This window comes from Rhodococcus sp. 320_ES, assembly GCF_059691855.1.
The window spans coordinates 88,362-112,593 of record NZ_JCAWAG010000005.1; the positions used below are offsets into that span (position 1 = coordinate 88,362).

25 protein-coding genes are annotated in these 24,232 nt (G+C 66.8%); 12 read left to right on the forward strand and 13 right to left on the reverse strand.

What is annotated here, in order from left to right; translation table 11 throughout:
- Window positions 1–11: 11 nt before the first annotated feature.
- Window positions 12–1,220 (reverse strand): acyl-CoA dehydrogenase family protein, encoded by a 1,209-nt coding sequence (locus tag AC59JP_RS18060; protein ID WP_497327197.1) that lies wholly within the window; start codon window positions 1,218–1,220, stop codon window positions 12–14.
- A gap of 129 nt (window positions 1,221–1,349) precedes the next feature.
- On the opposite strand from AC59JP_RS18060, the gene AC59JP_RS18065 reads away from it, so the two are divergent.
- Both AC59JP_RS18065 and ilvA read left to right on the forward strand, forming a co-directional pair.
- Window positions 1,350–2,522 carry a cystathionine gamma-synthase gene (locus AC59JP_RS18065; protein ID WP_497327198.1) on the forward strand — a complete coding sequence of 391 codons (1,173 nt, stop codon included), beginning with the start codon at window positions 1,350–1,352 and terminating at the stop codon, window positions 2,520–2,522.
- A gap of 17 nt (window positions 2,523–2,539) precedes the next feature.
- Window positions 2,540–3,769, forward strand: coding sequence for a threonine ammonia-lyase (gene ilvA, locus AC59JP_RS18070; protein WP_497327199.1), 1,230 nt, complete (start codon window positions 2,540–2,542; stop codon window positions 3,767–3,769).
- Window positions 3,770–3,837: 68 nt separating this feature from the next.
- On the opposite strand, the gene greA is transcribed toward ilvA, so the two are convergent.
- Window positions 3,838–4,332, reverse strand: a complete 495-nt coding sequence (gene greA, locus AC59JP_RS18075) for a transcription elongation factor GreA (protein ID WP_497327200.1) — start codon at window positions 4,330–4,332, stop codon at window positions 3,838–3,840.
- 156 nt (window positions 4,333–4,488) lie between these two features.
- Window positions 4,489–4,914 carry a DUF4307 domain-containing protein gene (locus AC59JP_RS18080; protein WP_497327201.1) on the reverse strand — a complete coding sequence of 142 codons (426 nt, stop codon included), beginning with the start codon at window positions 4,912–4,914 and terminating at the stop codon, window positions 4,489–4,491.
- A 137-nt stretch (window positions 4,915–5,051) separates the two neighbouring features.
- On the opposite strand from AC59JP_RS18080, the gene mca reads away from it, so the two are divergent.
- Both mca and AC59JP_RS18090 read left to right on the forward strand, forming a co-directional pair.
- On the forward strand, window positions 5,052–5,906 hold the full coding sequence (gene mca, locus AC59JP_RS18085) for a mycothiol conjugate amidase Mca (protein ID WP_497327646.1): 855 nt from the start codon (window positions 5,052–5,054) through the stop codon (window positions 5,904–5,906).
- Window positions 5,906–6,154: a hypothetical protein gene (locus tag AC59JP_RS18090; protein WP_497327202.1), complete on the forward strand. Its 249-nt coding sequence runs from the start codon at window positions 5,906–5,908 to the stop codon at window positions 6,152–6,154. The genes mca and AC59JP_RS18090 overlap by 1 nt, the downstream gene beginning before the upstream one ends.
- A gap of 4 nt (window positions 6,155–6,158) precedes the next feature.
- Here the strand turns inward: AC59JP_RS18090 and trhA are convergent, their stop codons facing one another.
- Entirely contained in the window at window positions 6,159–6,800 is a 642-nt protein-coding gene (gene trhA / locus AC59JP_RS18095; RefSeq protein WP_497327647.1) for a PAQR family membrane homeostasis protein TrhA, read from the reverse strand.
- Between the two features lie 135 nt (window positions 6,801–6,935).
- Here trhA and AC59JP_RS18100 point away from each other — a divergent pair, with 135 nt between their 5' ends.
- On the forward strand, window positions 6,936–7,703 hold the full coding sequence (locus AC59JP_RS18100) for an isoprenyl transferase (protein ID WP_497327203.1): 768 nt from the start codon (window positions 6,936–6,938) through the stop codon (window positions 7,701–7,703).
- 46 nt (window positions 7,704–7,749) lie between these two features.
- On the opposite strand, the gene coaA is transcribed toward AC59JP_RS18100, so the two are convergent.
- The gene (gene coaA / locus AC59JP_RS18105; protein ID WP_497327204.1) at window positions 7,750–8,682 is read right to left on the reverse strand and encodes a type I pantothenate kinase; all 933 of its coding nucleotides are present in this window, start codon (window positions 8,680–8,682) and stop codon (window positions 7,750–7,752) included.
- A gap of 107 nt (window positions 8,683–8,789) precedes the next feature.
- Here coaA and AC59JP_RS18110 point away from each other — a divergent pair, with 107 nt between their 5' ends.
- On the forward strand, window positions 8,790–9,980 hold the full coding sequence (locus AC59JP_RS18110) for a DUF885 domain-containing protein (protein ID WP_497327205.1): 1,191 nt from the start codon (window positions 8,790–8,792) through the stop codon (window positions 9,978–9,980).
- A 56-nt stretch (window positions 9,981–10,036) separates the two neighbouring features.
- Entirely contained in the window at window positions 10,037–11,335 is a 1,299-nt protein-coding gene (gene glyA / locus AC59JP_RS18115) for a serine hydroxymethyltransferase (protein ID WP_497327206.1), read from the forward strand.
- Window positions 11,336–11,373: 38 nt separating this feature from the next.
- Here glyA and AC59JP_RS18120 read toward each other — a convergent pair whose 3' ends face one another.
- Window positions 11,374–12,189, reverse strand: coding sequence for an alpha/beta hydrolase (locus tag AC59JP_RS18120; RefSeq protein ID WP_497327207.1), 816 nt, complete (start codon window positions 12,187–12,189; stop codon window positions 11,374–11,376).
- 264 nt (window positions 12,190–12,453) lie between these two features.
- Between AC59JP_RS18120 and phoH2 the strand changes: the two genes are divergently transcribed.
- The 3 genes from phoH2 (at window position 12,454) to AC59JP_RS18135 (ending at window position 15,420) form a co-directional block, all read left to right on the forward strand.
- Window positions 12,454–13,758 carry an RNA 5'-3' helicase PhoH2 gene (gene phoH2 / locus AC59JP_RS18125; protein WP_497327208.1) on the forward strand — a complete coding sequence of 435 codons (1,305 nt, stop codon included), beginning with the start codon at window positions 12,454–12,456 and terminating at the stop codon, window positions 13,756–13,758.
- Between the two features lie 55 nt (window positions 13,759–13,813).
- Complete coding sequence (locus AC59JP_RS18130) at window positions 13,814–14,488, forward strand: SDR family NAD(P)-dependent oxidoreductase (RefSeq protein ID WP_497327209.1); 675 nt, start codon at window positions 13,814–13,816, stop codon at window positions 14,486–14,488.
- Window positions 14,489–14,559: 71 nt separating this feature from the next.
- Complete coding sequence (locus tag AC59JP_RS18135; protein ID WP_497327210.1) at window positions 14,560–15,420, forward strand: acyl-ACP desaturase; 861 nt, start codon at window positions 14,560–14,562, stop codon at window positions 15,418–15,420.
- A gap of 69 nt (window positions 15,421–15,489) precedes the next feature.
- Here the strand turns inward: AC59JP_RS18135 and AC59JP_RS18140 are convergent, their stop codons facing one another.
- Window positions 15,490–16,881, reverse strand: a complete 1,392-nt coding sequence (locus AC59JP_RS18140) for a class II fumarate hydratase (protein WP_497327211.1) — start codon at window positions 16,879–16,881, stop codon at window positions 15,490–15,492.
- Between the two features lie 43 nt (window positions 16,882–16,924).
- A complete protein-coding gene (gene glpX, locus AC59JP_RS18145; protein WP_497327212.1) occupies window positions 16,925–17,965 on the reverse strand; it encodes a class II fructose-bisphosphatase in 1,041 nt (346 codons plus the stop codon).
- A 110-nt stretch (window positions 17,966–18,075) separates the two neighbouring features.
- Between glpX and AC59JP_RS18150 the strand changes: the two genes are divergently transcribed.
- Window positions 18,076–18,639, forward strand: coding sequence for a DUF4245 domain-containing protein (locus tag AC59JP_RS18150; RefSeq protein ID WP_497327213.1), 564 nt, complete (start codon window positions 18,076–18,078; stop codon window positions 18,637–18,639).
- Here AC59JP_RS18150 and AC59JP_RS18155 read toward each other — a convergent pair.
- Genes AC59JP_RS18155 through AC59JP_RS18165 form a run of 3 tightly spaced genes read right to left on the reverse strand, consistent with a single transcriptional unit; the run spans window position 18,636 to window position 20,781 of the window.
- A complete protein-coding gene (locus AC59JP_RS18155) occupies window positions 18,636–18,845 on the reverse strand; it encodes an exodeoxyribonuclease VII small subunit (RefSeq protein ID WP_497327214.1) in 210 nt (69 codons plus the stop codon). The genes AC59JP_RS18150 and AC59JP_RS18155 overlap by 4 nt on opposite strands.
- 26 nt (window positions 18,846–18,871) lie before the next feature.
- On the reverse strand, window positions 18,872–20,122 hold the full coding sequence (xseA, locus tag AC59JP_RS18160) for an exodeoxyribonuclease VII large subunit (protein WP_497327215.1): 1,251 nt from the start codon (window positions 20,120–20,122) through the stop codon (window positions 18,872–18,874).
- A complete protein-coding gene (locus tag AC59JP_RS18165) occupies window positions 20,119–20,781 on the reverse strand; it encodes a lipid droplet-associated protein (RefSeq protein ID WP_497327216.1) in 663 nt (220 codons plus the stop codon). The genes xseA and AC59JP_RS18165 overlap by 4 nt, the downstream gene beginning before the upstream one ends.
- A gap of 86 nt (window positions 20,782–20,867) precedes the next feature.
- Between AC59JP_RS18165 and AC59JP_RS18170 the strand changes: the two genes are divergently transcribed.
- Window positions 20,868–21,881, forward strand: coding sequence for a 4-hydroxy-3-methylbut-2-enyl diphosphate reductase (locus AC59JP_RS18170; protein ID WP_497327217.1), 1,014 nt, complete (start codon window positions 20,868–20,870; stop codon window positions 21,879–21,881).
- 21 nt (window positions 21,882–21,902) lie between these two features.
- Here the strand turns inward: AC59JP_RS18170 and AC59JP_RS18175 are convergent, their stop codons facing one another.
- A complete protein-coding gene (locus AC59JP_RS18175; protein WP_497327218.1) occupies window positions 21,903–22,931 on the reverse strand; it encodes a DUF6542 domain-containing protein in 1,029 nt (342 codons plus the stop codon).
- Between the two features lie 23 nt (window positions 22,932–22,954).
- Window positions 22,955–24,139: a DNA recombination protein RmuC gene (locus AC59JP_RS18180; protein WP_497327219.1), complete on the reverse strand. Its 1,185-nt coding sequence runs from the start codon at window positions 24,137–24,139 to the stop codon at window positions 22,955–22,957.
- Between the last annotated feature and the right edge of the window lie 93 nt (window positions 24,140–24,232).

Sequence of the window (24,232 nt, forward strand, 5' to 3'; positions counted from 1 at the left end):
GCACCGATTGATCAGCGGAAGGCACCCACCCCGGTGAGTGCCTGCCCCACCACCAACTGGTGCACCTCGGAGGTGCCCTCGTAGGTCAGCACCGATTCGAGGTTGTTCGCGTGCCGCAGCACGGGGTATTCGAGGGTGATTCCGTTGGCAGCAAGGATGGTTCGGCATTCGCGGGCGATCGCGATGGCCTCACGCACGTTGTTCAGCTTGCCCACACTGACCTGTTCGGGCTTCAGACCGCCGGCGTCCTTGAGACGTCCGAGGTGAATGGCGAGCAGCTCACCCTTGCCCAGTTCGAGCGCCATGTCGGCGATCTTCGCCTGCGTGAGTTGGTAACCCGCGAGCGGCTTGTCGAACACGTTGCGGGTCAGCGAGTACTCGATGGCGCTTTCGAGGCAATCACGCGCTGCGCCCATCGCGCCGAAGATGATGCCGAAGCGTGCCTCGGACAGGCAGCTGAGGGGCCCGCGCAAACCGGTCACCTCGGGCAGGACCGCGTCGGCGGGCAGTCTGAGATCCTCGAATACCAGCTCACCGGTGATGGAGGCGCGCAGAGACAGCTTGTGCTGCACGGTGTTCGCCGTGAACCCCGGCGTGTCCGTCGGAACAACGAAACCCCTGATTACCGACCGGCCTCCGGCCTTCCCGCTGATTTTGTCGTCGGTCTGCGCCCACACGACGGCAACGTCGGCGATCGGCCCGTTCGTGATCCACATTTTGGACCCGTTCAGAATCCAGTCGTCGCCGTCACGCTTGGCGTTGGTACGCATGCCGCCGGGATCGGACCCGAAATCGGCCTCGGTGAGACCGAAGCACCCGATGAGCGACCCCTCCGCCATGCCCGGCAGCCACTGCTGCTTCTGCTCCTCGGAGCCGAACTTCCAGATCGCGAACATGGCCAGCGAACCCTGCACCGACACCAGGCTGCGCACGCCGGAATCGATGGCTTCCAGCTCGGAGCACGCGATGCCGTACGCCGTCGCGGACGTTCCGGCGCAGCCGTATCCCTCGAGATGCATTCCGAGGAGCCCGAGCGAACCGAGTTCCTTCGCCAACTCGCGCGCGGGAAGGGTGCCGTCCTCGAACCATCCCGCGATATGTGGACGAATACGCTCGGCACCGAACTTGCGCACCGTGTCGCGGATGTCGCGCTCCTCGGGCTCGAGCAACCCGTCGATCGCGAACAGTTGCTCGACGCTGACCGGTGTCGTGTCCGCCATGAGATGCCCTCTTTCCCTGTGCCGCCCGGCCGCTCGCCGACCGATGAACCCGTGGTGCCTCGACGCTAACCGACGCGGCCGACCGGGCGAGGCAATGCCCGGTTTTCCTGCCCGTTTACCCTGGGTGCCATGAGTGAACAGCGCAGCAAGGCAGACGGTTCGTCCTGGCAGGGGTTCTCCACCCGAGCAATTCACGCCGGGTACGAACCCGACCCTCTGACCGGCGCCGTCAACGTCCCGATCTACGCCAGCTCCACCTTCGCGCAGGACGGTGTGGGCGGTATGCGCAGCGGCTTCGAGTACGCGCGCACCGGCAACCCGACGCGCCGCCCGCTCGAGGCCAACCTCGCGTCCATCGAGGCCGGTCACTACGGTCGCGCCTTCTCCTCGGGCATGGCCGCGACGGATTGCCTCCTGCGGACGGTTCTGCGGCCGGGCGACCACCTGGTCATCCCGAACGACGCGTACGGCGGCACCTTCCGGCTCATCGACAAGGTCTTCACGCAGTGGGGAATCGAGTACTCGGTGGCGCCCGTCTCCGACATCGACGCGGTCCGAGCCGCGATGCGGCCGACCACCAAGCTGGTGTGGGTCGAGACGCCGACCAACCCGCTGCTCAACGTCGGAGACATCGAGGCACTGTCGGCCGTGGCGCACGACGGCGGGGCGAAGATCGTGGTGGACAACACCTTTGCCTCGCCCTACCTCCAGCAGCCTCTGACCTCGGGCGCCGACGTGGTCCTGCACTCGACCACGAAGTACATCGGCGGTCACTCCGACGTCGTGGGCGGCGCCCTGGTCACCGACGACGAAGAGCTCGACGCCGGTTTCGCCTTCCTCCAGAACGGCGCGGGCGGCGTTCCCGGACCGTTCGACGCCTTCCTGACGCTGCGCGGAATCAAGACCCTCGCTCTGCGAATGGAGCAGCACAGCACCAACGCCGAGATGATGTGCGATCTGCTCGTCGGACACCCCGCGGTGTCGCAGGTGATCTACCCGGGTCTCGCCGAGCATCCCTCCCACGACGTCGCCGCACGGCAGATGCGCCGTTTCGGCGGCATGGTGTCGGTGCGGCTGGCCGGCGGCCGGCAAGCGGCCCTCGACCTGTGCGCGAAGACCGAGATCTTCACCCTCGCCGAGTCGCTCGGCGGCGTGGAGTCGCTGATCGAGCATCCGGGCGCCATGACGCACGCGTCGACGGCGGGCTCGCTCCTCGAAGTTCCGGACGACCTGGTTCGGCTGTCGGTCGGCATCGAGGACGGCGCCGACCTCGTCGCCGACATCGAGCAGGCGCTCTCCTGAAGAACTACCCTCGGTCGATGCAGTTGCTGACGCAGGAACAACTCGACGACGCGCTCGAACTGCTGGCGCCCGTCATGCGCCGCACGCCACTGGTCGCGTCGCGTGTTCTGTCCGATCGGTGTGGCCGCCAGGTGTGGCTCAAGTGCGAGAACCTGCAGCGCACAGGGTCGTTCAAGCCCCGCGGTGCCTATAACCGGATCGCGCGGCTCACCGACGAGGAGCGCTCGCGTGGGGTGGTCGCCGCGAGCGCCGGCAACCACGCGCAGGGAGTGGCCTGGGCAGCGGCCGAGCTCGGCGCGAGCTCGACGGTGTTCATGCCGACTGGAGCGCCGCTGCCCAAGCTGGTGGCGACCAAGGCGTACGGGGCCGACGTGCATCAGGTCGGTACGACCGTCGACGAGGCGCTCACCTCCGCGATGGCGTTCTCGGAGCGAACCGGCGCGGTGCTGATTCACCCGTTCGACCACATCGACGTAGTGGCCGGTCAGGCGACCGCCGGTGTCGAGATCGTGCACCAGATGCCCGACGTCGGGACCATCGTGGTGCCGACCGGCGGCGGCGGTCTGGTGGCCGGTATCGCTGCGGCTGTTGCGCTGTCGGGCAAGGATATTCGCGTGGTCGGGGTGCAGGCAGAGAAGGCTGCCGCGTGGCCCGAATCACTGCGCGTGGGTGAACCCGTTGCGGCGCAGTCCATGTCGACCATGGCCGACGGAATTGCCGTCGGCCGTCCCGGTGTCGTCCCGTTCGCTCACGTCCGTGACCTGGTGGACAGCGTCGTCACCGTCAGCGAGGACGCACTCTCGCGCGCGCTCCTGCTCTGCATGGAGCGCGCCAAGCTGATTGTCGAACCGGCGGGCGCCGCGGCGGTTGCCGCACTGATGAACCTGCCGACCAGCGAACTCGCGGGCGACGACAGCGATCGGCCCATCGTGGCGGTGCTCTCCGGAGGCAACATCGATCCGCTGCTTCTCACGCAGGTCGTCACCCACGGATTGCGTGCTGCTGGACGGTATCTCGCGGTTCGTGTGGTCATTCCGGACCGGCCGGGCGGTCTGGTCAATCTGCTCGGCGTCGTACGAGACACCAAGGCGAGTGTCGTCGACGTCCTGCACACCCGCACCGCGGGGACGCTGGCCATCGACGAGGTCGACGTGCTGCTGACCGTCGAGACACAGGGTCCGACGCATCGCGAGGAAGTTCTTGCGGCGCTCCGGGGGCACCACTACGACCCGCGGGTGCAGATCTAGACGCACCGTCCGCGAACGACACCGGCGCCGCTTCCCTGCTGGGAAAACGGCGCCGGCCATCTCGACCGTCAGTTGTGGTACGGCTCCGCGCTGACGAGCGTCACCTTCATCGACTTGCCGTTGGGCAACGAGTACTGACGCGTGTCGCCGACCTTGGCGTCGATGAGCGCACCGCCCAGCGGCGAGTTGGGCGAGTAGACCTCGAGCTTGCCGTCGCGGGCACCCTCTTCGCGGGTCGCGATCAGGAACGTCTCGGTGTCGGACTCGTCTCCGTCGTAGTACACCTTCACCACGGATCCGGGCAATGCCACACCCGACTGGGTGGGCGCCTCGCCGACCTTGGCGCTGTTCAGCAACTCCTGCAGCTGACGAATGCGTGCTTCCTGCTGGCCCTGGTCCTCGCGGGCGGCGTGGTAGCCGCCGTTCTCCTTGAGGTCGCCCTCTTCACGCCGTTCGTTGATCTCTGCGGCGATGATCGGACGATTGGCGATGAGTTGGTCGAGTTCGCTCTTGAGCCTGTCGTGGGATTCCTGGGTCAGCCAGGTCACCTGAGTCTCGGTCATCTCGATCACTCCCTTGTAGTCGAAGCCGGTAGTCGGCTCCCTGTCGCACGCAGCGCCGGGGTAGCGGCACTACCTGCATATGCAGCAATACACGGCTCCAATCCGAAGCCGTGCATCCGACCATTTTAACACGAGCGGGACGTGGCCCCTCGAAACTCAGGTTCCGGTGAGGTATCCGGGCACGTTGAGGCTGCAGCCGTACAGGTCGCCGAGAGCGGGCGGTTGCGACGCGATCACGAAGGTCTGGACGTCGACGGTGTTGCCCGCGGACGCCGGAATCAGGACCTCGCGACGGCCGGTTTCGGTGCCGTCCTTGGACCGGGCGCGCACGATGCAGACCGCCGGCCGGGACGGGTCCGCGCGCGAGACGCTGAGCCTGATGTCGACTCGTTGGTCGTTCACGAGCACGAACGAGACCACTTCGCCGTCGACGTCGGGGGTGGTGAACTTCTTGTAGCCCAGGTAGGCGATGGCCACGCCCAGAGCGATGACGAGTGCGCCCAACAGCAGAGCCAGTGCCTTCGAGGCAGAGAACCGGCTGGGTGTGGGGTATCGGCCTTCGGGCCGCGTCGTGGTGGTCATCGTCCTCCAAGACTAGTTGCGTGGACGGGATGGACTGCGGCGGGCCGGGTGTTGTCCAGATGGGGCAAAGTGGAACCATTGCCTGCGAAAGACCTGCGAATTCGAGATGAGGACACAACGTGAGCGGACTACGTCTGATGGCAGTACATGCCCATCCCGACGACGAGTCCAGCAAGGGTGCCGCAACGATGGCGCGCTACGCCGCCGAGGGACACGACGTCCTCGTCGTCACCCTGACCGGCGGTGAACGAGGAGACATCCTCAACCCGGCCATGGACATTCCCGGTATCGCCGATCGCATGAGCGAGGTGCGCAAGGAGGAGATGGCCGCGGCTGCGGCCATTCTCGGCGTCCAGCAGACGTGGTTGGGGTTCGTGGACTCCGGACTTCCCGAGGGCGACCCACTCCCGCCCCTGCCCGACGGATGCTTCGCGCTGGTGCCGCTCGAGGTCTCCACCGAAGCGCTGGTGAAAGTGGTTCGCGACTTCAAGCCGCACGTGATGACCACGTACGACGAGAAGGGCGGATATCCGCACCCGGACCACATTCGCTGCCACGAGGTGTCCGTTGCGGCGTACGAGGCGGCCGGTGACCCGGACAAGTTCCCCGACGCGGGAGAACCCTGGACACCGCTCAAGCTCTACTACTCGCACGGTTTCATCCGAAAGCGCATGCAGCTGTTCAACGACGAAGCGGAAGCGCGCGGAGTGAAGCCGGGACCCTTCACCGAGTGGCTCGAGCGGTGGGGCACCGAACGCGACCAGATCATGGAGCGCATCACCACGCAGGTCGAGTGCGCCGAGTACTTCCCGGTGCGTGACGAGGCACTGCGTGCCCATCGCACCCAGATCGACCCGAACGGTCACTTCTTCTCCATGCCGATGGACGTTCAGCAGAAGCTGTGGCCCACCGAGGAGTACGAGTTGGCGCGCACACGGGTGCGTACGTCGATCCCCGAGGACGATCTGTTCGCGGGAATCGAGGAGGCGTGATGTTGCTCGCGCAGGCCAATCTTCTTCTCGCACAGACTCAGAACGACACCGGACCCGAGTTCGGCAAGGCGTCGCCGTTCGGCTTGGTCGTCATCGTGGTTCTGCTTGTGGGCACCGCGCTGTTGATCCGCTCGATGAACGGCAGACTCAAGAAACTGCCGCCGTCGTTCGATCCGAAGGACCCGCTTCCGGACCAGGCCGCGGACGACGGCACGGACAAGGGAGCGGTCGACCGCCCGTCCACCTGACGGGTCAGCCGAACACCACCAGGCAGATCGCGATGTAGTGAGCGAGCGCAGCCACGACGGTGGCCGCGTGAAAGAACTCGTGGTGGCCGAATGTCGTCGGCCACGGGTTGGGCCATTTCGTCGCGTACAGGACGGCGCCGACGCTGTAGGAGATCCCTCCCGCAAGCAGGAGGAGCATCGGCGCCAGTCCGACGTTGTGCGTCAGCTGACCGGCGACGGGGACGATCGCCCACCCCAGAAGCAGATAGAGCGGCACGCCGATCCAACTCGGAGCGGTCGGCCACAGCATCTTCAGGGCGACACCCGCGACTGCGCCCGACCACACCACCACCAGCAGTGTCCTGGCGGTCGAGGAGGACAGGCCGAGTACCGCGAAGGGTGTGTAACTGCCGGCGATGAACAGGAAGATCATCGAATGGTCGGCCCGCTTCATCCACGTTCGGCTCGCGACGGTCTTCCAGTGCACGCGGTGATACGTGGCGCTGATGCCGAACAGGCCCCAGATGGTGATCGAGTAGACGGTGGTCGCGAATCCCGCGCTCGCGGACACGAGCGAGTAGGACAGTGCGATCAGAACGATGCCGCACACGAGCGACACCGCGAGCGCGTAGAGGTGGATCCAGCCGCGCATGCGGGGCTTGCCCATCACCGTCGTCGACTCCGTGGATATCACAAACCTACGGTACCGTAAGTTAGCTCGCCGGGTGTCTACCTCGAGACTGTGTCGTTCGCGGGCGTAAGGTGAAACACCGTGTCGGAGACAGAACTGATGGGGCGATAGATGAAGGCCCGCGGTCTGCTGTACACGCTCTACGAACGTCGGTTGCTGAAGCAGCTCGAAGGGGCTCAGCACCCCCGGCACGTCGCCGTGATGTGCGATGGAAATCGTCGCTGGGCTCGCGAGAACGGCTTCTCCGACGTCGCGCACGGGCACCGCATGGGCGCACTCAAGATCGCCGAGTTGCTGACGTGGTGCGACATGGCCGGAATCGAGATGGCCACGATCTACCTGCTCTCGACGGAGAACCTCAGCCGTGATCCGGACGAACTCGAATCACTGCTCGAGATCATCACCGACGTCGTCGAGGAGATCAGCGGCCCGGGCAAGAACTGGAGCGTCAAGATCGTCGGCACCCTCGACCTGTTGCCCGCCGAGTCCGCGCGGCGCTTGAAAGAGGCGTCCTCGGGCACCGCCGGACGATCCGGCACCCACGTCAACGTGGCGGTGGGATACGGAGGTCGGCAGGAGATCGCCGACGCAGTGCAGTCCCTGCTGGCCGACAAGATCGCCGAGGGGCGCACGGGCGAGGACCTGATGCGGGAAGTCACCGTCGACGCGATCGACGCGCACCTCTACACCTCGGGTCAACCGGATCCGGACCTGGTCATCAGAACGTCTGGCGAGCAACGCCTCTCGGGATTTCTGCTGTGGCAGAGCGCCTATTCGGAGATCTGGTTCACCGAGGCGTACTGGCCCGAGTTCCGCCGGGTCGACTTCCTGCGCGCACTTCGAGACTTCGCAGCTCGGCACCGGCGCTTCGGTATCTGAAACATAGGGGTATCTGAAACACTGGGGTATCTGAGGCTCAGCGGGCTCAGAGCTTGCGGAGCCGCAACCTGTTGATGGCGTGATCGCCGTCCTTGCGCAGCACCAGCGTGGCCCGCGGACGCGTCGGCAGAATGTTCTCCACCAGATTCGGGCGGTTGATGGAGTGCCAGATGTCTTCCGCCGCCAATCGGGCGTGTTCGTCGTTCAGCCCCGAGTAGTGGTGGAAGTGCGACGACGGGTTCGCGAACGCGGTCTTGCGCAGGGCGAGGAAGCGTTGGACGTACCAGTGCTCGATGTCCTCGATGCGGGCGTCGACGTAGATCGAGAAATCGAACAGGTCCGACACCATCAGGCGCGGGCCCGTCTGCAGCACGTTCAGTCCCTCGATCACCAGAATGTCGGGCTGGCGCACCACATGGAACTCGCCCGGAATGATGTCGTAAGAGATATGCGAATACACCGGCGCGGCAACGGCTTCCGTGCCCGACTTGACCTCGGTGACGAAGCGAAGCAGCTTGCGGCGGTCGTAGCTCTCGGGGAAACCCTTGCGATGCATGATGCCGCGTTTGGTCAGCTCCGACGTCGAGTACAGGAATCCGTCGGTGGTCACCAGATCGACCCGCGGGTGGTGTTCCCACCGCGCGAGCAGAGCCTGCAGAACACGCGCCGTGGTCGACTTGCCCACGGCCACACTGCCCGCGATGCCGATGACGAACGGCACCTGACGGTCGGGCGTCTTCTCACCCAAGAAGGTCGCGGTGGCCGCGAACAAGCGTTGGCGAGCGGCGACCTGCAGGTGGATCAGGCGGGCGAGGGGTAGGTAGACCTCGGCCACCTCGTCGAGGTCGATCTGCTCGCCGAGGCCGCGCAGACCCATCAGCTCGCTCTCGGTCAACACGAGCGGTGTCGAGTTGCGCAGAGTCCGCCACTGTCGTCGGTCGAATTCGACGTACGGGCTGGATTCGCCTACTCGGGACACGCGCGACCGCTCGCCGGAATCGACGACAGCAGTGGATCCATGCAGCGATTGTGCTTGGTGGCGCTGCCATCCCGACAATCGGGGTGGGCCGCGTAGGGTTGATCGTCGTGAATTCCGACGACTTCGTGCGCGAGTATCTGCTCCTCGGCCTGGCCTTCGACCGACTCGAACCGGGGTTCGTCGACGCCTACACCGGCGATCCGGCGCTACGCCGGCAGATCGAGAACGACCCGGCCTTCGACCCGCGCCGTCTCGCGGGGAGGGCCCGCGAGCTGCGGACCGAACTCGCGTCGACCGACCTTCCCGAACACCGAGTCCGTTTCCTCGACGTCCACCTGCGGGCCCTCGAGTGCTCCGGCCGCAAGTTCGCCGGTGAACCGGTCGCGTTCGTCGACGAGGTGGAGGCGTACTTCGACGTCCGGATCGAGGCAGGGGACCCGGATGACTACCGGTCGGCGCACCGGGTCATGGACGAGGTACTGGCGGGCAGCGGCCCTCTCGCAGAACGAGTTCGGGCGCACCGGGCGGCCGACGTGATCGCGCCGGAGCGGCTGCAGGAATGCGTCGACGCGTTCTCCGGCGCACTTCGCGAATTGGTCCGCGCCGAGTACACCCTTCCCGACACCGAACGCGTCGACTACGAGGTGGTGGGGGACAAGCCGTGGTCGGGCTTCAACTACTACCTCGGGAACTACCGCTCGACGGTGGCGATCAACTCCGACCTCCAACAGCACATGGCGCATCTGCCGCACCTGATCGCGCACGAGTCCTACCCCGGTCACCACACCGAGCACTGCAGGAAGGAAGCCGGACTGGTGGCGGGAGGCGAGACCGAACAGACGTTGTTCGTGGTGAACACCCCACAGTGCCTGATGGCGGAGGGCCTCGCCGATCACGCGCTCGGATCCATCGTCGGGCCGGGATGGGGTCGATGGGCTCAGGACATCTACGCCGATCTCGGACTTCGGTTCGACGGCGAGCGCGCCGAGGCGCTCGCGAACGCGTCCGCGGCCCTGCTGGGCGTGCGCCAGGACGCAGCCCTGCTGCTGCACGATCAGGGCCGAAGTCAGGACGACGTCGCCGCCTTCCTGCAGCGGTGGTCCCTCGCAACCGAGGAACGAGCGCGGCAGATGCTCCGGTTCCTGTCCTCACCGCTCTGGCGGGCGTACACCACGACCTACGTCGAGGGGTATCGGCTGCTCGACACCTGGCTCGATCGCGGCGGCTCACCCGCCGAGCGGAGCGAGCTGTTCCGGCGCCTGCTCGACGAACCCCTGATCCCGTCGTCGCTGCGGTGACGAAAGACCAATAGACTCCTCTTCATCCCCGCACTCGTCAGCACTGGAGAACATCGATGACCGCTGCACCCGTCACGTCCGCACTCACCGCGTCGCTCGGCGAGGTCGATCCCGAGGTCGCAGCGGCCCTCGCGGGTGAACTCGGCCGTCAGCGCGACACGCTCGAGATGATCGCGTCGGAGAACTTCGTTCCCCGCGCCGTGCTCCAGGCTCAGGGCAGCGTCCTGACGAACAAGTACGCCGAGGGTTACCCGGGACGCCGGTACTACGGCGGATGCGAGCACGTCGACATCGTGGAGAACCTCGCGCGCGAGCGGGCGAAGGAACTGTTCGGCGCCGAGTTCGCGAACGTGCAGCCGCACGCCGGCGCGCAGGCCAACGCCGCGGTGCTCATGGCCCTCATCAACCCGGGCGACAAGATCATGGGCCTGGACCTCGCTCACGGCGGCCACCTCACCCACGGCATGAAGCTGAACTTCTCCGGCAAGCTCTACGAGGTCGAGTCCTACGGTGTGTCGAAGGAAGACCACCGCATCGACATGGACGAGGTGCGCAAGCAGGCTATCGCCGCCAAGCCGCAGGTGCTCATCGCCGGATGGTCCGCATACCCTCGCCACCAGGACTTCGAGGCGTTCCGCTCCATCGCCGACGAGGTGGGCGCGCTGCTCTGGGTCGACATGGCGCACTTCGCCGGGCTCGTCGCGGCCGGGGTGCACCCGTCACCCGTCCCGTACGCCGACGTCGTGTCCTCGACCGTGCACAAGACTCTCGGCGGTCCCCGCTCCGGCATCATTCTGGCCAAGAAGGAGTGGGCCAAGAAGCTCAACTCCGCCGTCTTCCCCGGCCAGCAGGGCGGGCCGCTGATGCATGCGATCGCCGCGAAGGCGGTCGCCTTCAAGATCGCGGGCACCGCAGAGTTCCGCGAGCGTCAGGAGCGCACCCTGCTCGGTGCGTCGCTCCTCGCCGAGCGTCTGACCGGCTCGGACGTCGCCGGCAAGGGCATATCGGTTCTCACCGGCGGAACCGACGTCCACCTCGCTCTGGTGGACCTGCGCAACTCCGAGCTCGACGGTCAGCAAGCCGAGGATCTCCTGCACGAGGTGGGAATCACGGTGAACCGCAACGCCGTTCCGTTCGACCCGCGTCCGCCGATGGTGACGTCCGGTCTGCGTATCGGCACCGGCGCACTCGCCACCCGTGGTTTCGGTGAGGCCGAGTTCACCGAGGTCGCCGACATCATCGCCACCGCGCTGACGACCGGCGAGGCAACCGACGCGTTGCGCGCCCGCGTCACCAAGCTCGCGCAGGAGTGCCCGCTGTACGAGGGCCTCGAAGACTGGGGTCTGCTGGGCTGACCGCTTCTACTTTGCGGGTAGGCCCGAGGCCGGCCGGATTACTTGGTCGGCAGTCCGGATTCCTTCAGGAACGTCACGACGTCGCCGATCACCTCGTCGGAGTTGGTCTCGTTGAAGACCTCGTGCTTGGCGCCCGGGTAAATCTTCTCCTGGAACTGCGGTCCGCGCAGCGGCGGGATGGCGGCAGCGGTGGTGTCGTAGGGCACCAGCGCGTCGTCGCGTCCGTGGATCCAGAACGTGGCCTGCTCTCCGAGGTCTCCGTCGCCGGCCACCCGCGGCATCGCCGCCTTGAACGCTTCGAGGGTCTCGCGCGCAAAGGGGCCGTGGTAGATCAGCGGGTCGGCCATGTACGCCTCGCCCACCTTCGGGTCGCGTGAGAGCGTCTCCGGATCGATGGGGATCTCCGGGATCGGGTCCATGTCGAGCAACGCGAGTGCCGGGTGATCCCCGAGGAGCGGACCCGACAGCACGAGTGCCGCCAGTTCGCCGCGGTAGAGCTGCGCGAAGCGGGTTGCCACCAGACCGCCCATCGAGTGTCCGACGAGCACGACCGGGATGCCCGGGTTCTCGCGTCGCGCGATGTCGGCGACCGTATGGAGATCCACAGCGAGGTGGTCCGCGTCGGTGACCACCGCGCGGGCGCCGTCGGACTTTCCGTGGCCGATGTGGTCGGGTGCATACACGACGGCGCCGATGTCGACGAGGGCGTCGGCGACGTGTTGATAGCGCGCCGCGTGCTCACCGAACCCGTGGGCGATCAGCGCGACGAAGGTCGGATCGGTACTCCGCCACACGGTGTATTCGATCGTGCCCTCGGTACCTTCGAAACTCGCTGTGTCCGCAACCGTCGTCATGGGCCGACGCTAACACCCGGCTTCCCCGCGTTACCTGTTGTTCATCGACTCTCGTCGTGTCCAACGCGCCGGAGCCCTCCATTGCCAGTAGCGTCCAATTCACCGGCGGCGGGGAAGCCGACGGTGCGGGAGGTCCTGATACGTGACTGAGTCATTCAGTGCGAGAGGGCCGGTGCCCGGCCCTCGTGTCACCTGACACATCGGGACGGACCGGTCCAGCGATCGAGAGTGTGTGTGGGTGCCGCACACGCCGAGGAGTTCCACGTGACCACAGCTCGCGTTCGTACCTACGTGTTGGACACTTCCGTTCTGCTCTCCGATCCCTGGGCGGTAGTCCGGTTCGCCGAGCACGAAGTGATTCTCCCGCTCATCGTCATCGGCGAACTCGAAGGTAAACGGCACCACCACGAACTCGGATGGTTCGCCCGCGAGACGTTGCGCATGCTCGACGACCTGCGCATCGAACACGGGCGCCTCGATCAGCCGGTTCCGATCGGTACCGAGGGCGGAACTCTGCAGGTCGAGCTCAATCACACGGACCCGTCGGTGCTGCCGGTGGGCTTCCGCACCGACTCCAACGATTCCCGAATCCTGGCGTGCGCCTTGAATCTTGCGGCCGAGGGCAAGGACGTCGTCCTCGTCAGCAAGGACATTCCGCTACGCGTGAAGGCGGGAGCAGTCGGGCTTCCGGCCGACGAATACCGGGCTCAGGACGTCGTGCCGTCCGGGTGGACGGGCATGGCGGAGGTCGACGTCTCACGTCAGACCGTCGACGCGTTGTTCGCCGAGGGCATTCTCGACATCGAGCAGGCGCGAGAGTTGCCGTGCCACACCGGTGTTCGGCTTCTCGGCGGAACGTCGAGCGCTCTCGGGCGGGTGACGGCGGACAAGCGCGTGCAGCTCGTGCGCGGTGAGCGCGAGGCGTTCGGTCTGCACGGCCGTTCCGCGGAACAGCGCGTCGCGCTGGACCTTCTGCTCGACGAGAGCGTCGGGATCATCTCGCTCGGCGGCAAGGCGGGCACCGGCAAGTCGGCGCTCGCGCTCACCGCGGGTCTCGAGGCGGTGCTCGAACGTCGGACACACCGCAAGGTCGTGGTCTTCCGCCCGCTCTACGCGGTGGGTGGCCAGGAGCTCGGTTACCTTCCCGGCAGCGAGAGCGAGAAGATGGGTCCCTGGGCTCAGGCCGTCTTCGACACGCTCGACGGTCTGGCCAGTCCCGAGGTGATGGAAGAGGTCACGGCGCGGGGCATGCTGGAAGTGTTGCCGCTCACGCACATTCGTGGACGGTCGCTGCACGACTCGTTCGTGATCGTCGACGAGGCTCAGTCGCTGGAGCGCAACGTTCTCCTGACCGTTCTGTCGCGGCTCGGCACCGGCTCGCGCGTCGTCCTGACCCACGACGTCGCGCAGCGAGACAATTTGCGGGTCGGTCGGCACGACGGCGTCGCCGCCGTGATCGAGAAGCTCAAGGGCCACCCGCTCTTCGCGCACATCACTCTGACGCGAAGCGAGCGCTCGCCGATCGCCGCCCTCGTGACGGAGATGCTCGAAGAGTTCGGCCCGAGCTAGGCGTTCGATGTCACCCCGCCTCGTCCACGGGGCGGGGTGACCACGAACCTTGACCATGGACATTTCTGGAAAGCACTTCTTGGTCGTCGGAGCGAGCGGCGCACTCGGATCACTCATCGCACACGGTCTCGCGGACGCGGGTGCCACTCTCACCCTGGCCGGTCGCGACGAGGAGGAACTGAACGGCGTGGGCGTCGAGGGTGCGAAGACCGTCACCGGTGATCTGCGTCAACCCGATGCGCCCCGAGCGATGGTGGAGCGTGCCCAATCGGACGGTGGCCGGCTCGACGGCGTGGTCATCGCGTCCGGCATCGCGGCCTTCGGTGCAGCGGCCGAGGTCGACGACGACACGGTCGACGACCTGCTCCTCGTCAACTACCTCGCGCCCGTTCGTCTTACGCGCGCCGCGCTGGGAGTGATGGAGTCGGGCGCGGTGATCCTCAACATCAGCGCCGTGCTCGTCGAGACGCCCACCGGCAACATGGCGGCCTACTCCGCCAGCAAGTCGGCTGTGAGTGCGTTCTTCACGGCCGTGCGTCACGAGGCTCGACGCAGCAAGATCAGAATCGTGGACGTGCGCCCGCCGCACACCGAAACCGGATTGGTCGACCGCGCGATCGCCGGCACGCCGCCGAAACTGCCCAAGGGGCTCGACCCAGCGCGTGTCGCGGACCGTATCGTGGCTGCACTTCGTGACGACGAGACCGAGGTTGCCAGCGAAGACTTCTGAGCTCTGTGAGCGGTCACAGCGCGGTGGCAGTGAAGGATCACACCCCCGGTGCGGTCGTTATGCTTGCGCTCATGACGTCACCGAAGACCGATGCCGAGTTGCTTGCTGCCCTCGAACAGGTCGCCGAAGAAAACTACGACCGCCACGTGGGCGCCGCACAGGACTGGGAATCTCACGATTTCGTCCCGTGGGCCGAAGGGCGGAACTTCGCGTTCCTCGGCGGTGAGGACTGGGCTGCCGAGCAGTCCGGACTGACGGACGTCGACCGCATCGCGGCGACGGTCGGGGTGCTCATCGCCGACAACCTTCCCGCCTACCACCGCGATCTCGCCTTCTCGCTGCGCAAGAAGGGTGTGTGGTGGAAGTGGATCGGACGCTGGACCGCCGAGGAGAACCGTCACGCCATCGTGTTGCGGGACTTCCTCATGACCACCCGTTCGGTGGATCCCGTCGAGCTCGAGCGCGTACGGATCGACTACATGACACAGGGGTACTCAGCGCCCTCGCTCCATGTGGTGGACATGCTGGTGAAGTACGCGCTGGACGAGACCGCCGCGGGCCTGCGTCACCGCAAGGCCGCGGAACTGGCGACGGAACCGCGTCTGGCCGCCATCTTCGGCCGTATCGCACAGGACGACGAGCTGCAGGCCGTGTTCTTCCGCAACCTCGTCACCGCGGCACTCGACCTGGAACCGGATCTGTCGATGCGCGCCATCGCGGACCGAGTGGCCGATTTCGCCGTCCCGGTCGTCGACCTGCCCGGTGAGGGCAGCAGTTCCACGTTGCTCGAGAAGGCCGGAATCTACACGCCCGAGATGCAGAGCGAGCAGGTCGTCAAGCCGTTGTTGCAGGAGTGGAAGGTGTTCGAGCGCAACGACTTCGGAGCCGAGGGCAACGCGGCGCGGGACGAGATCGCGTCCGCGGTCGCCTGACCCGAGAGTCCACGACGCGAAAAACCCCCGCAGCCACGCTGCGGGGGTTTTTCTTTGCCTCGGAACCGGTCAGTCGGTGACCTTCGCCATGGCGAGAACGTCGAGGCGCTTGTCCAGCTCTTCCTCGGACAGCTTGTCCGGAACCAGACCACGCTCGACGACGACCTGACGGATCGTCTTCTTCTCCTTCAGAGCCTGCTTCGCCACCGCCGCGGCTTCCTCGTAGCCGATGGCGCTGTTGAGGGGCGTCACGATCGACGGCGACGACTCGGCGAGCGTCTTGAGGTGTTCGACGTTGGCCTCGAGACCGACGATGCAACGATCGGCGAAGAGCCGAGAAACGTTGGCCAGCAACTTGAACGACTCCAGGACGTTGCGCGCCATCATCGGGATGTAGACGTTGAGCTCGAACGCACCCGATGCTCCACCGAACGCGACGGCGGCGTCGTTACCGATCACCTGTGCGGCGACCTGCGTGACCGCTTCGGGGAGAACGGGATTGACCTTGCCGGGCATGATGGAGCTGCCGGGCTGCAGATCGGGCAGGGCGATCTCGCCCAGACCGGTAAGCGGACCCGATCCCATCCAGCGGATGTCGTTGGCGATCTTGGTGAGCGACACCGCGATGGTGCGCAGCGCGCCCGACGCCTCGACGAGTCCGTCGCGCGCGGCCTGAGCCTCGAACGAATCCTTGGCGGGGGTGAGAGCATCGATGCCGGCCGACTTGACCAGCTCGGCAACGACTTTCGCGCCGAAACCGTCGGGAGCGTTCAGGCCGGTGCCCACCGCGGTGCCGCCGATGGGCAGCTCGCCGAGGCGCGGAAGCGTCGCTTCGACCCGCTCGATTCCCGCTTCGATCTGGCGGGCGTACCCGCCGAATTCCTGGCCGAGGGTGACCGGCACGGCATCCATCAGGTGCGTGCGGCCGGACTTGACGACGGTCTTCCACTCGGTTGCCTTGGCGGCCAGCGCCTCGTGCAGATGACGCAGCGCCGGAACGAGATCGGTGACCGCGGCCTCGGTGGCGGCGACGTGCGTGGCCGTCGGGAAGGTGTCGTTCGACGACTGCGACATGTTGACGTGGTCGTTGGGGTGCACCTCGACGCCGGCGTTCTTCGCGATCGAGGCGATGACCTCGTTCGCGTTCATGTTCGAGCTCGTGCCCGAGCCGGTCTGGAACACGTCGATGGGGAACTGATCGTCGTGCTTGCCGTCGGCGATCTCACCTGCGGCGGCGATGATCGCGTCGGCCTTCTCGGCGTCGAGCAGACCGAGGTCCTTGTTCACCTGAGCGCAGGCGGCCTTGAGAAGGCCCATGGCGCGGATCTGGGTGCGCTCGAGCGGGCGGCCCGAGATGGGGAAGTTCTCGACGGCGCGCTGGGTCTGAGCCCGCCACAACGCGTCGATGGGCACCTTCACTTCGCCCATGGTGTCGTGTTCGATTCGGTACTGCTCTGTCATGAAAAGCAACTCTTTCTGTAGGCGAGTCGGGTACGCGAGTCGGTCAGAAGGACGGGATGGAGCCGGAGGTGTCGCCGTCGAAGTCGACGGACGAGTACTCCTTGAGCTTGTTGAGCTGGTGGTACGCGTCGATCATGCGCACGGTTCCGGACTTCGAGCGCATCACGATCGACTGCGTGTACGCGCCGCCGCCGGCGTAGCGCACACCGCGAAGCAGATCACCGTCGGTGACACCCGTTGCGGTGAAGAAGACGTTCTCGCCCGAGACGAGGTCCTCGGTGGTCAGGATCCGGTCGAGGTCGTGGCCCGCGTCGATCGCCTTCTGGCGCTCGTCGTCGTCCGTCGGCGCGAGACGGCCCTGCAGCACTCCACCCATGCAGCGCATCGCGGCCGCGGCGATGATGCCCTCGGGGGTGCCACCGGTTCCGATGAGGATGTCGGTGCCGGAATCGGGACGTGCTGCGGCGATGGCGCCGGCCACGTCGCCGTCCGAGATCAGGCGGATGCGAGCCCCGGTGTCCCGAATCTCCTGGATCAGGGCGGTGTGGCGGGGGCGATCGAGCACGCACACCGTCACGTCCGACGGCGCTCCCTTCTTGATCTTGGCCACGCGGCGGAGGTTCTCCGCGATGGGAGCGGTGATGTCGATGGCGTTGGCGTAGTCGGGTCCGACCGCGATCTTGTCCATGTAGAAGACGGCGGAGGGATCGAACATGGCGCCGCGCTCGGCCACGGCGAGCACCGAGATGGCGTTCGGCATGCCCTTGGCCATGAGCGTGGTGCCGTCGACGGGGTCGACGGCGAAGTCGACGTCGGGACCGTCGCCGTTGCCGACCTCCTCGCCGTTGAACAGCATCGGTGCTTCGTCCTTCTCGCCCTCACCGATCACGACGACGCCGCGCATCGACACGGAACTGACGAGCTGACGCATCGCGTCGACCGCGGCGCCGTCGCCACCTTCCTTGTCGCCGCGACCGACCCATCGACCGGAGGCCAGGGCGCCCGCTTCCGTGACGCGCACCAGTTCGAGTGCGAGGTTGCGGTCGGGGGCCATGTGAGTGCGGGTATCGGTCGATATCGTCATGAAGCAGTGCCTCCTTGCACGTGGCCTACAGACGTGCGTTCGCAGTGGGATCTCGTCGGTGATTGTCGCACTGTCACGGCCCCGGCGGTGCCGGTGGGATAGTGGATGGTGTGGCCGACAAGAAACCCAGGATTCTCCAGAGCAACAAAGACATGGCGTGGTCGCTGATCCCGCTGCTTCTCGCGTGCCTGGCGATCGCCGCCGTCGCAGGTCAGTGCTCGCTGCGGGTGGGCGGACCGTCGCAGGGAACGGTCCCGCGAGTCGATCTCGGTGCGTCGTTGCAAGCCGACGCAGCCGCGCTGCCCTTCCCGATTCGCGAGCCTAAAGTCCCCGACTCCTGGACTCCCAACTCCGCCAGTCGGCCCACGATCACCGGTGACAAGGTGGGCAGCACGGTGGGGTTCATCACCGACAAGGGCAACTACCTCGCCCTGACGCAGAGCGACGCGACCGAGGATCAACTGGTCCAATACGTCGCGCAGGGTTCACGCACGGCCACCGGAGCCGAGAACCTCGGCGGCACCAACTGGGTCGTCTACGGCGGGGACGGCGTGGAATCGATCTGGGTCGCGGACTTCGGCCGAACCCACGCGGTGGTGACCGGAAGCGGAACCAGCGACGAGTTCGTCACGCTCGCCACGGCTGTGTCGTCGGCCGCCCCGCTCGGGACCTAGTCCTCGTCGGAGGACAGCGCCTTCTCGATCCGGTCGCGGGCGCCCGCGAGATGCTCTTCGCATCGAGTGGCCAGCGCCTCGCCGCGCTCCCACAGGGCCAGCGACGCATCCAGATCGAGCCCGCCCTGCTCGAGCAGTCGGACCACGTCGAGCAACTCGTCACGCGCAGCTTCGTACCCGAGCTCGGAGGTGGGCGTATCGCTCATGGCCGAAGATCCTTCCAGACGCGTGTTCACGAACTCTTTCCCATCGTCACCGCGGTGACGGCTCCGTCCGCGACGCGCACCCGCAGCTGAGTGCCCGGCGCAACGTCCTCGATCGACCGGACCACCTCGGGCTCCGAGCCCGCGACGACGCGCTGCACGACGGCGTAGCCGCGGGCGAGGGTGGCTGCCGGACCGAGCGTCGACAGTCGTGAGCGCAGATGCTCCACGGACGTCGTCTGCCGGGCCACCTCGCGTTCGACGTCGCGCCGCACCACACGAATGGCCTCGGCCACTTCCGCGTGACGACGATCGACGATGGAGGCGAGGGGGTCGGCCAGGGCGGGACGCTCGCGGAGCATGTCCAGGCTCCGCACTTCACGCGCCACCCACGACCGCAGTGCCGCCGCCGATCTGACCCGCAGATCGGACACGAGCTGCATCTCGGCAACCGCGTCCGGAACGACGAGCTTGGCGGCGTCGGTCGGAGTCGCGGCCCGCAGGTCCGCCACGTGGTCGCACAGCGGGCTGTCCGGCTCGTGACCGATGGCGCTGACGACGGGGGTCGTGGCAGACGAGATGGCCCGGCACAACGCCTCGTCGCTGAACGGGAGAAGGTCTTCGACGCTGCCGCCGCCGCGAGCGAGGACGATCACGTCGACGTCCGGATCCTTGTCGAGGCGGCTCAGCGCGGACAGGATGGCGGGCACGGCGGTCGGGCCTTGAACGGGTGTGTGTCGCACGTCGAATCGCACTGCGGGCCAGCGCCTCTGGGCGACGCTGATCACGTCACGCTCGGCGGCGCTCGCCCGCGCCGTGATCAACCCGATGGTGCGCGGCAGGAACGGAATCGGACGCTTGAGTCGAGGATCGAACAATCCTTCGGCGGCGAGCAGGGATCGAAGGCGCTCGATTCGGGCCAACAGTTCCCCGACGCCCACGGCGCGAATCTCCGTGGCGCGCAACGAAATCGTTCCCCGACCGGTGAAGAAGGAGAGCTTGCCGAACATGATGACGCGAGCGCCCTCGACCAGCTGAACCGGCGAGTTCTGAATCAGCAGAGGCGAACACGTCACCGACAGCGACATGTCGGCCGACGGATCCCGCAGAACGATGAACGCGGTCCGGGTTCCCTGACGCACGTTCAGCTGAGTGATCTGACCCTCGACCCACACGCTGCCGAGCCGGTCGATCCAGCCGGCGATCTTCGTGGCGACCGTGCGTACCGGCCACGGTTCCTCGGCCGAACTGGCTCCGCTTCGAGGTGAAGCGGAGGTCACTTGGCCTGCGCGGTCGTGATCCGGTTGGTGAGCATCGTCAGGAACGGCGCCCGCGCGGACGTCGCCGTCTCGTAGTCGAGCAGGGTGGTCAACTCGTCCACCGAGAGCGTGCGCAACCGCGCCCGCAGCTGCGCCAACGTCAGCGAGTCGTAGTCCAGGTACTCGGCGATCTCGGGTGCCTTCTTGCGCGCACGCTTCGCAGCCTTCTTGGGAGCGGGCGCCGCCGGAACCTCGATCTCGGACGGAGGCGTCGAGTACAGCGCGAAGCGCCCGGCAGCGGGCCCGGATTCGGGCGCCGCCTTCGACACGGCCGCGGGTGCCCGCGTCGCAGGCTCCGGTTCGGGGACGTCGATCTCGCCGCTGGTGTCACCGAGCAGTTCCGGCTCGGTCGACAGCGGTTTGTTGGAGACTGGTGTGTCGTCGTCGAAGGTCGCCCAGGACGGCTTCTCCTGCGGTGAGTTCCCGATCAGAGCGAAGATTTCGTCGCCTCGGATCGCGAGCTCGGTCACGGTCTGCTGAAAGCGCATCGAGGTCTGCAACACCTGGCTGATCGCGGTCATGGGGAGCGAGATCGCGGTGCTGGGCAGGCGGCGGGCCTCGTCGACGACCGTGACGGCCAGGCCGACGGCCACGCGGGCGGCGAACGGGGGACGAATCATGAGCACCAGACTGCCGCACGTCGAGGCGTTTGGGTAGCCGACGTGCGGGGGAGGCCTCGACTCGTGCGGACCAGTATCCTGGTGACATGTCCTCTGCAGTGCCGTTGAACCTCGGAATCGCGCAATCCACCACGTCGGAGCAGCCGTACGACGGGGAGAAGCGCATCCTCCTCGCCGAGCCGCGCGGCTACTGCGCCGGCGTCGACCGAGCCGTGGAAACGGTGGAGCAGGCGCTCGAGCAGCACGGGGCTCCGGTGTACGTGCGCAAGGAGATCGTGCACAACCGCCACGTCGTCGACACCCTCGCCGAGCGCGGCGCCGTGTTCGTCGACGAGACAGACGAGGTGCCCGAGGGATCGCTTCTGGTGTTCTCCGCACACGGAGTGTCGCCCGCGGTGCACGAGTCCGCGGCCGAGAGGAACCTGCGCACCATCGACGCCACCTGCCCACTGGTGACGAAGGTGCACCAGGAAGCCAAGCGCTTCGCGCGCGACGACTACGACATTCTTCTGATCGGACACGAAGGTCACGAGGAAGTCGAGGGAACCGCAGGTGAGGCTCCCGATCACGTACAGCTGGTGGACGGACCCGAGTCCGTGGACGCCGTCACCGTGCGCGACGAGTCCAAGGTGATCTGGCTGTCGCAGACCACGTTGAGCGTCGACGAAACCATGGCAACCGTGGCCAAACTGCGTGAGAAGTTCCCCACACTGCAGGATCCTCCCAGCGACGACATCTGCTACGCCACCCAGAACCGCCAGGTGGCGGTCAAGGCGATGGCGCCGGAGTGCGATCTGGTGATCGTGGTCGGATCGACGAACTCGTCGAACTCCGTCCGGTTGGTCGAGGTGGCCCTCGCCGCCGGCGCGAAGGCCAGCTACCTCGTCGATTTCGCCCGTGAGATCGACCTGAACTGGCTCGACGGCGTGCGCACCGTCGGCATCACGTCCGGCGCCTCCGTGCCCGAGATCCTGGTGCGTGGGGTCATCGACATGCTGGCCGAGCACGGATTCGGCACGGTCCAGTCCGTCACCACCGCCAACGAAACCCTGGTGTTCGCGCTGCCTCGTGAGCTGCGCCACGCGGCCCCGACGTCCTGAGCCGGTAGTTACCGCTCGGGGTCAGTCCCGGTCGCGGTAGCGCACCCGCGGCGCCGGGTGGGGCGTCAGGGCCGGGTTCTCGGCACCGGCACGTCTCGTCGGTGTCCTCGGCTCGTAGGCCCGCCGCTCGTAGCTCGGTCGCTCGTAGCTCGGTGCGTCGTAGTTCGGCGAGTCGTACTTCGGTCGCTCCCGGGAACGTTCCTGTTCGTAGGACGTAGCCGGTTCGCGAAGGTGTGATGGCTCGCGGGTGGCGTCGACCGGCGCGTAGATCCCGCGGCGCGAGGTCTCACGTGGATTCTCGCGTGGGGTGCGACCCGGAGGAGCGGATCGGTCTGCCCGACGCGGTGCCTCCTGAGCACGTGTACGCCGGGGCGGCTCGGCGTCTCGCTCTCGCCGATCCGACGCCGCCGAGCGAGAGCCTCGAGGCGATGTCGGCTCCGACCTCGGACGACGCCACGGCGACGACTCCGGCATCTCCTCGGGCTCGCGTGACGTTGCCGGTGTGGCCTCGGCCCGTCGGCGGGTGGGCTTGGCCGGTTGCTGCGACCTCGCGGACGCGGGGGACGTGGCTTGCTTCTGGGACTTGCCTTGCTTCTGGGACCTTGCCGGCCGCTGCGGCTTGCGGTCGAGAAGCAGGCGAGCGCCGCCGATCAGCAGGACCAGAATCGTCGCCGTGATCATCAGGGGGAATCGGTTCACCAGGGGGATCGCCACGTTCAGAACGATGTCCTTGACCGAGGTGCCCGCGTCGGTGGTGAGGAACTGATACGCGAGGGGAACGCCGAAGAAGACGATGAGCGGCGGTTGAGCCATGGCGGTGAACAGACCGCGGTGGCGTACGAGGAGCACCGCCGCCACGCATCCGACCACGTACAGCGCCGCGAAGGTGGCTGTGAGCTCGTTACCGCCGAACGAGTCGACGACGATGCCCAGGACCGAGGCGCCCACGGCAACCGCGACAGCGCCCCACGCCGGTATGCCGGGGATCGACGGCACGACGGAGCGCTGATCTAAAGGCACTCCGGATCGGGCGCGTTGTGTGGATGGCACACAGCGAGATTAGCGTCTAGTGCTCATGTTGCACCGTTGGCGTGACCGGGAGTGGCCGTTTCGGTGTCGCGCTGGGCGGTTTCGTTGTAACGCGGAACGGTGCGGGGCCAGGCGTCTATGCGGGTCACGCCCGGTACTTCGCCGTCGAAGACATCGAGTTCGTGCAACTTGCGCGCCGTGACGAACACCCGCGATTCGAGCGATCCGGCCGCCGAGTTGAACGAGTCCACTGCCTTGCCCAGCTGGGCGCCGAGCCGCTCGACGTGAGCCGAGGCAGACCCGAGCCGCTCGTAGAGCTCACGTCCCAGGGCGTGGATCGTGGCGGCGTCCTTCGCGAGCGCATCCTGCTTCCAGGTGTATGCGACCGTCCGCAGCAGAGCGATCAGCGTGGTGGGCGTTGCAAGGATCACACTGCGGCCGAAGGAGTGCTCGAGGAGGCCGCTGTCGTGGGTCAGTGCGGCGTCGAGAAACGAGTCGCCCGGAACGAAGAGGACGACGAACTCGGGGGACGGCTCGAAGGACAGCCAGTACTGCTTGTCCGCCAACTGGTCCACGTGGGTGCGTAGGTGCCGCGCGTGCCGCATCAGGTGCCGAGCAGCGACGTCGGTGTCCGTAGCGGCGGCCGCGTCGAGGAACGCCGTGAGTGGCACCTTCGCGTCGACCACGATCTGCTTTCCGCCCGCGAGGCGGACCACGAGATCGGGGCGCACACCGCCGCGCGCGACCTGGGTGTCGAAGTCGCAGTGCCGAGTCATCCCGGACAGCTCGACGACACGCTTGAGCTGAATTTCTCCCCACCGGCCGCGCACCTGCGGGGCCCGGAGCGCAGTCACCAGCTCCGAGGTCTGCGACGACAGGTGTTGTGAGGCGCGGTGCATGTCGGCCACCTGCTCCGACAGTCCCGCATAGGCACGTATGCGGGTGCGCTCGACGTGCTCGACCTGCTCGCTCAAGGTGTCGACCGCCTCGCGAAGCGGTTCCACGAGGTGCGAGACCTGCTGACCGATCACGCGGGAATGGCGGCGCGCGGAATCCTCGTTCAGGAGATTGAGGGAGCGGTGCAGTGTGTCCTCGTTCTCGGCGGACACGGCAAGGCGCTCGCGGGTACGTGCCAGTTCCTGGCTGCCCCGCGAGGAGTGCAGCAGCCAGCCCAGTGCGACACCCAGTGCGAGGGCGACGACGAGGCCGACTGCGGTTGCGATGCTCATGGCCGTGAGTGTGCAACACGGCACCGACACGGTTTCGCGGTCCGAATCCCGTGCGGCGAAACGCGCCTCGGGGATCGGAGTTTGTCGGAGGTC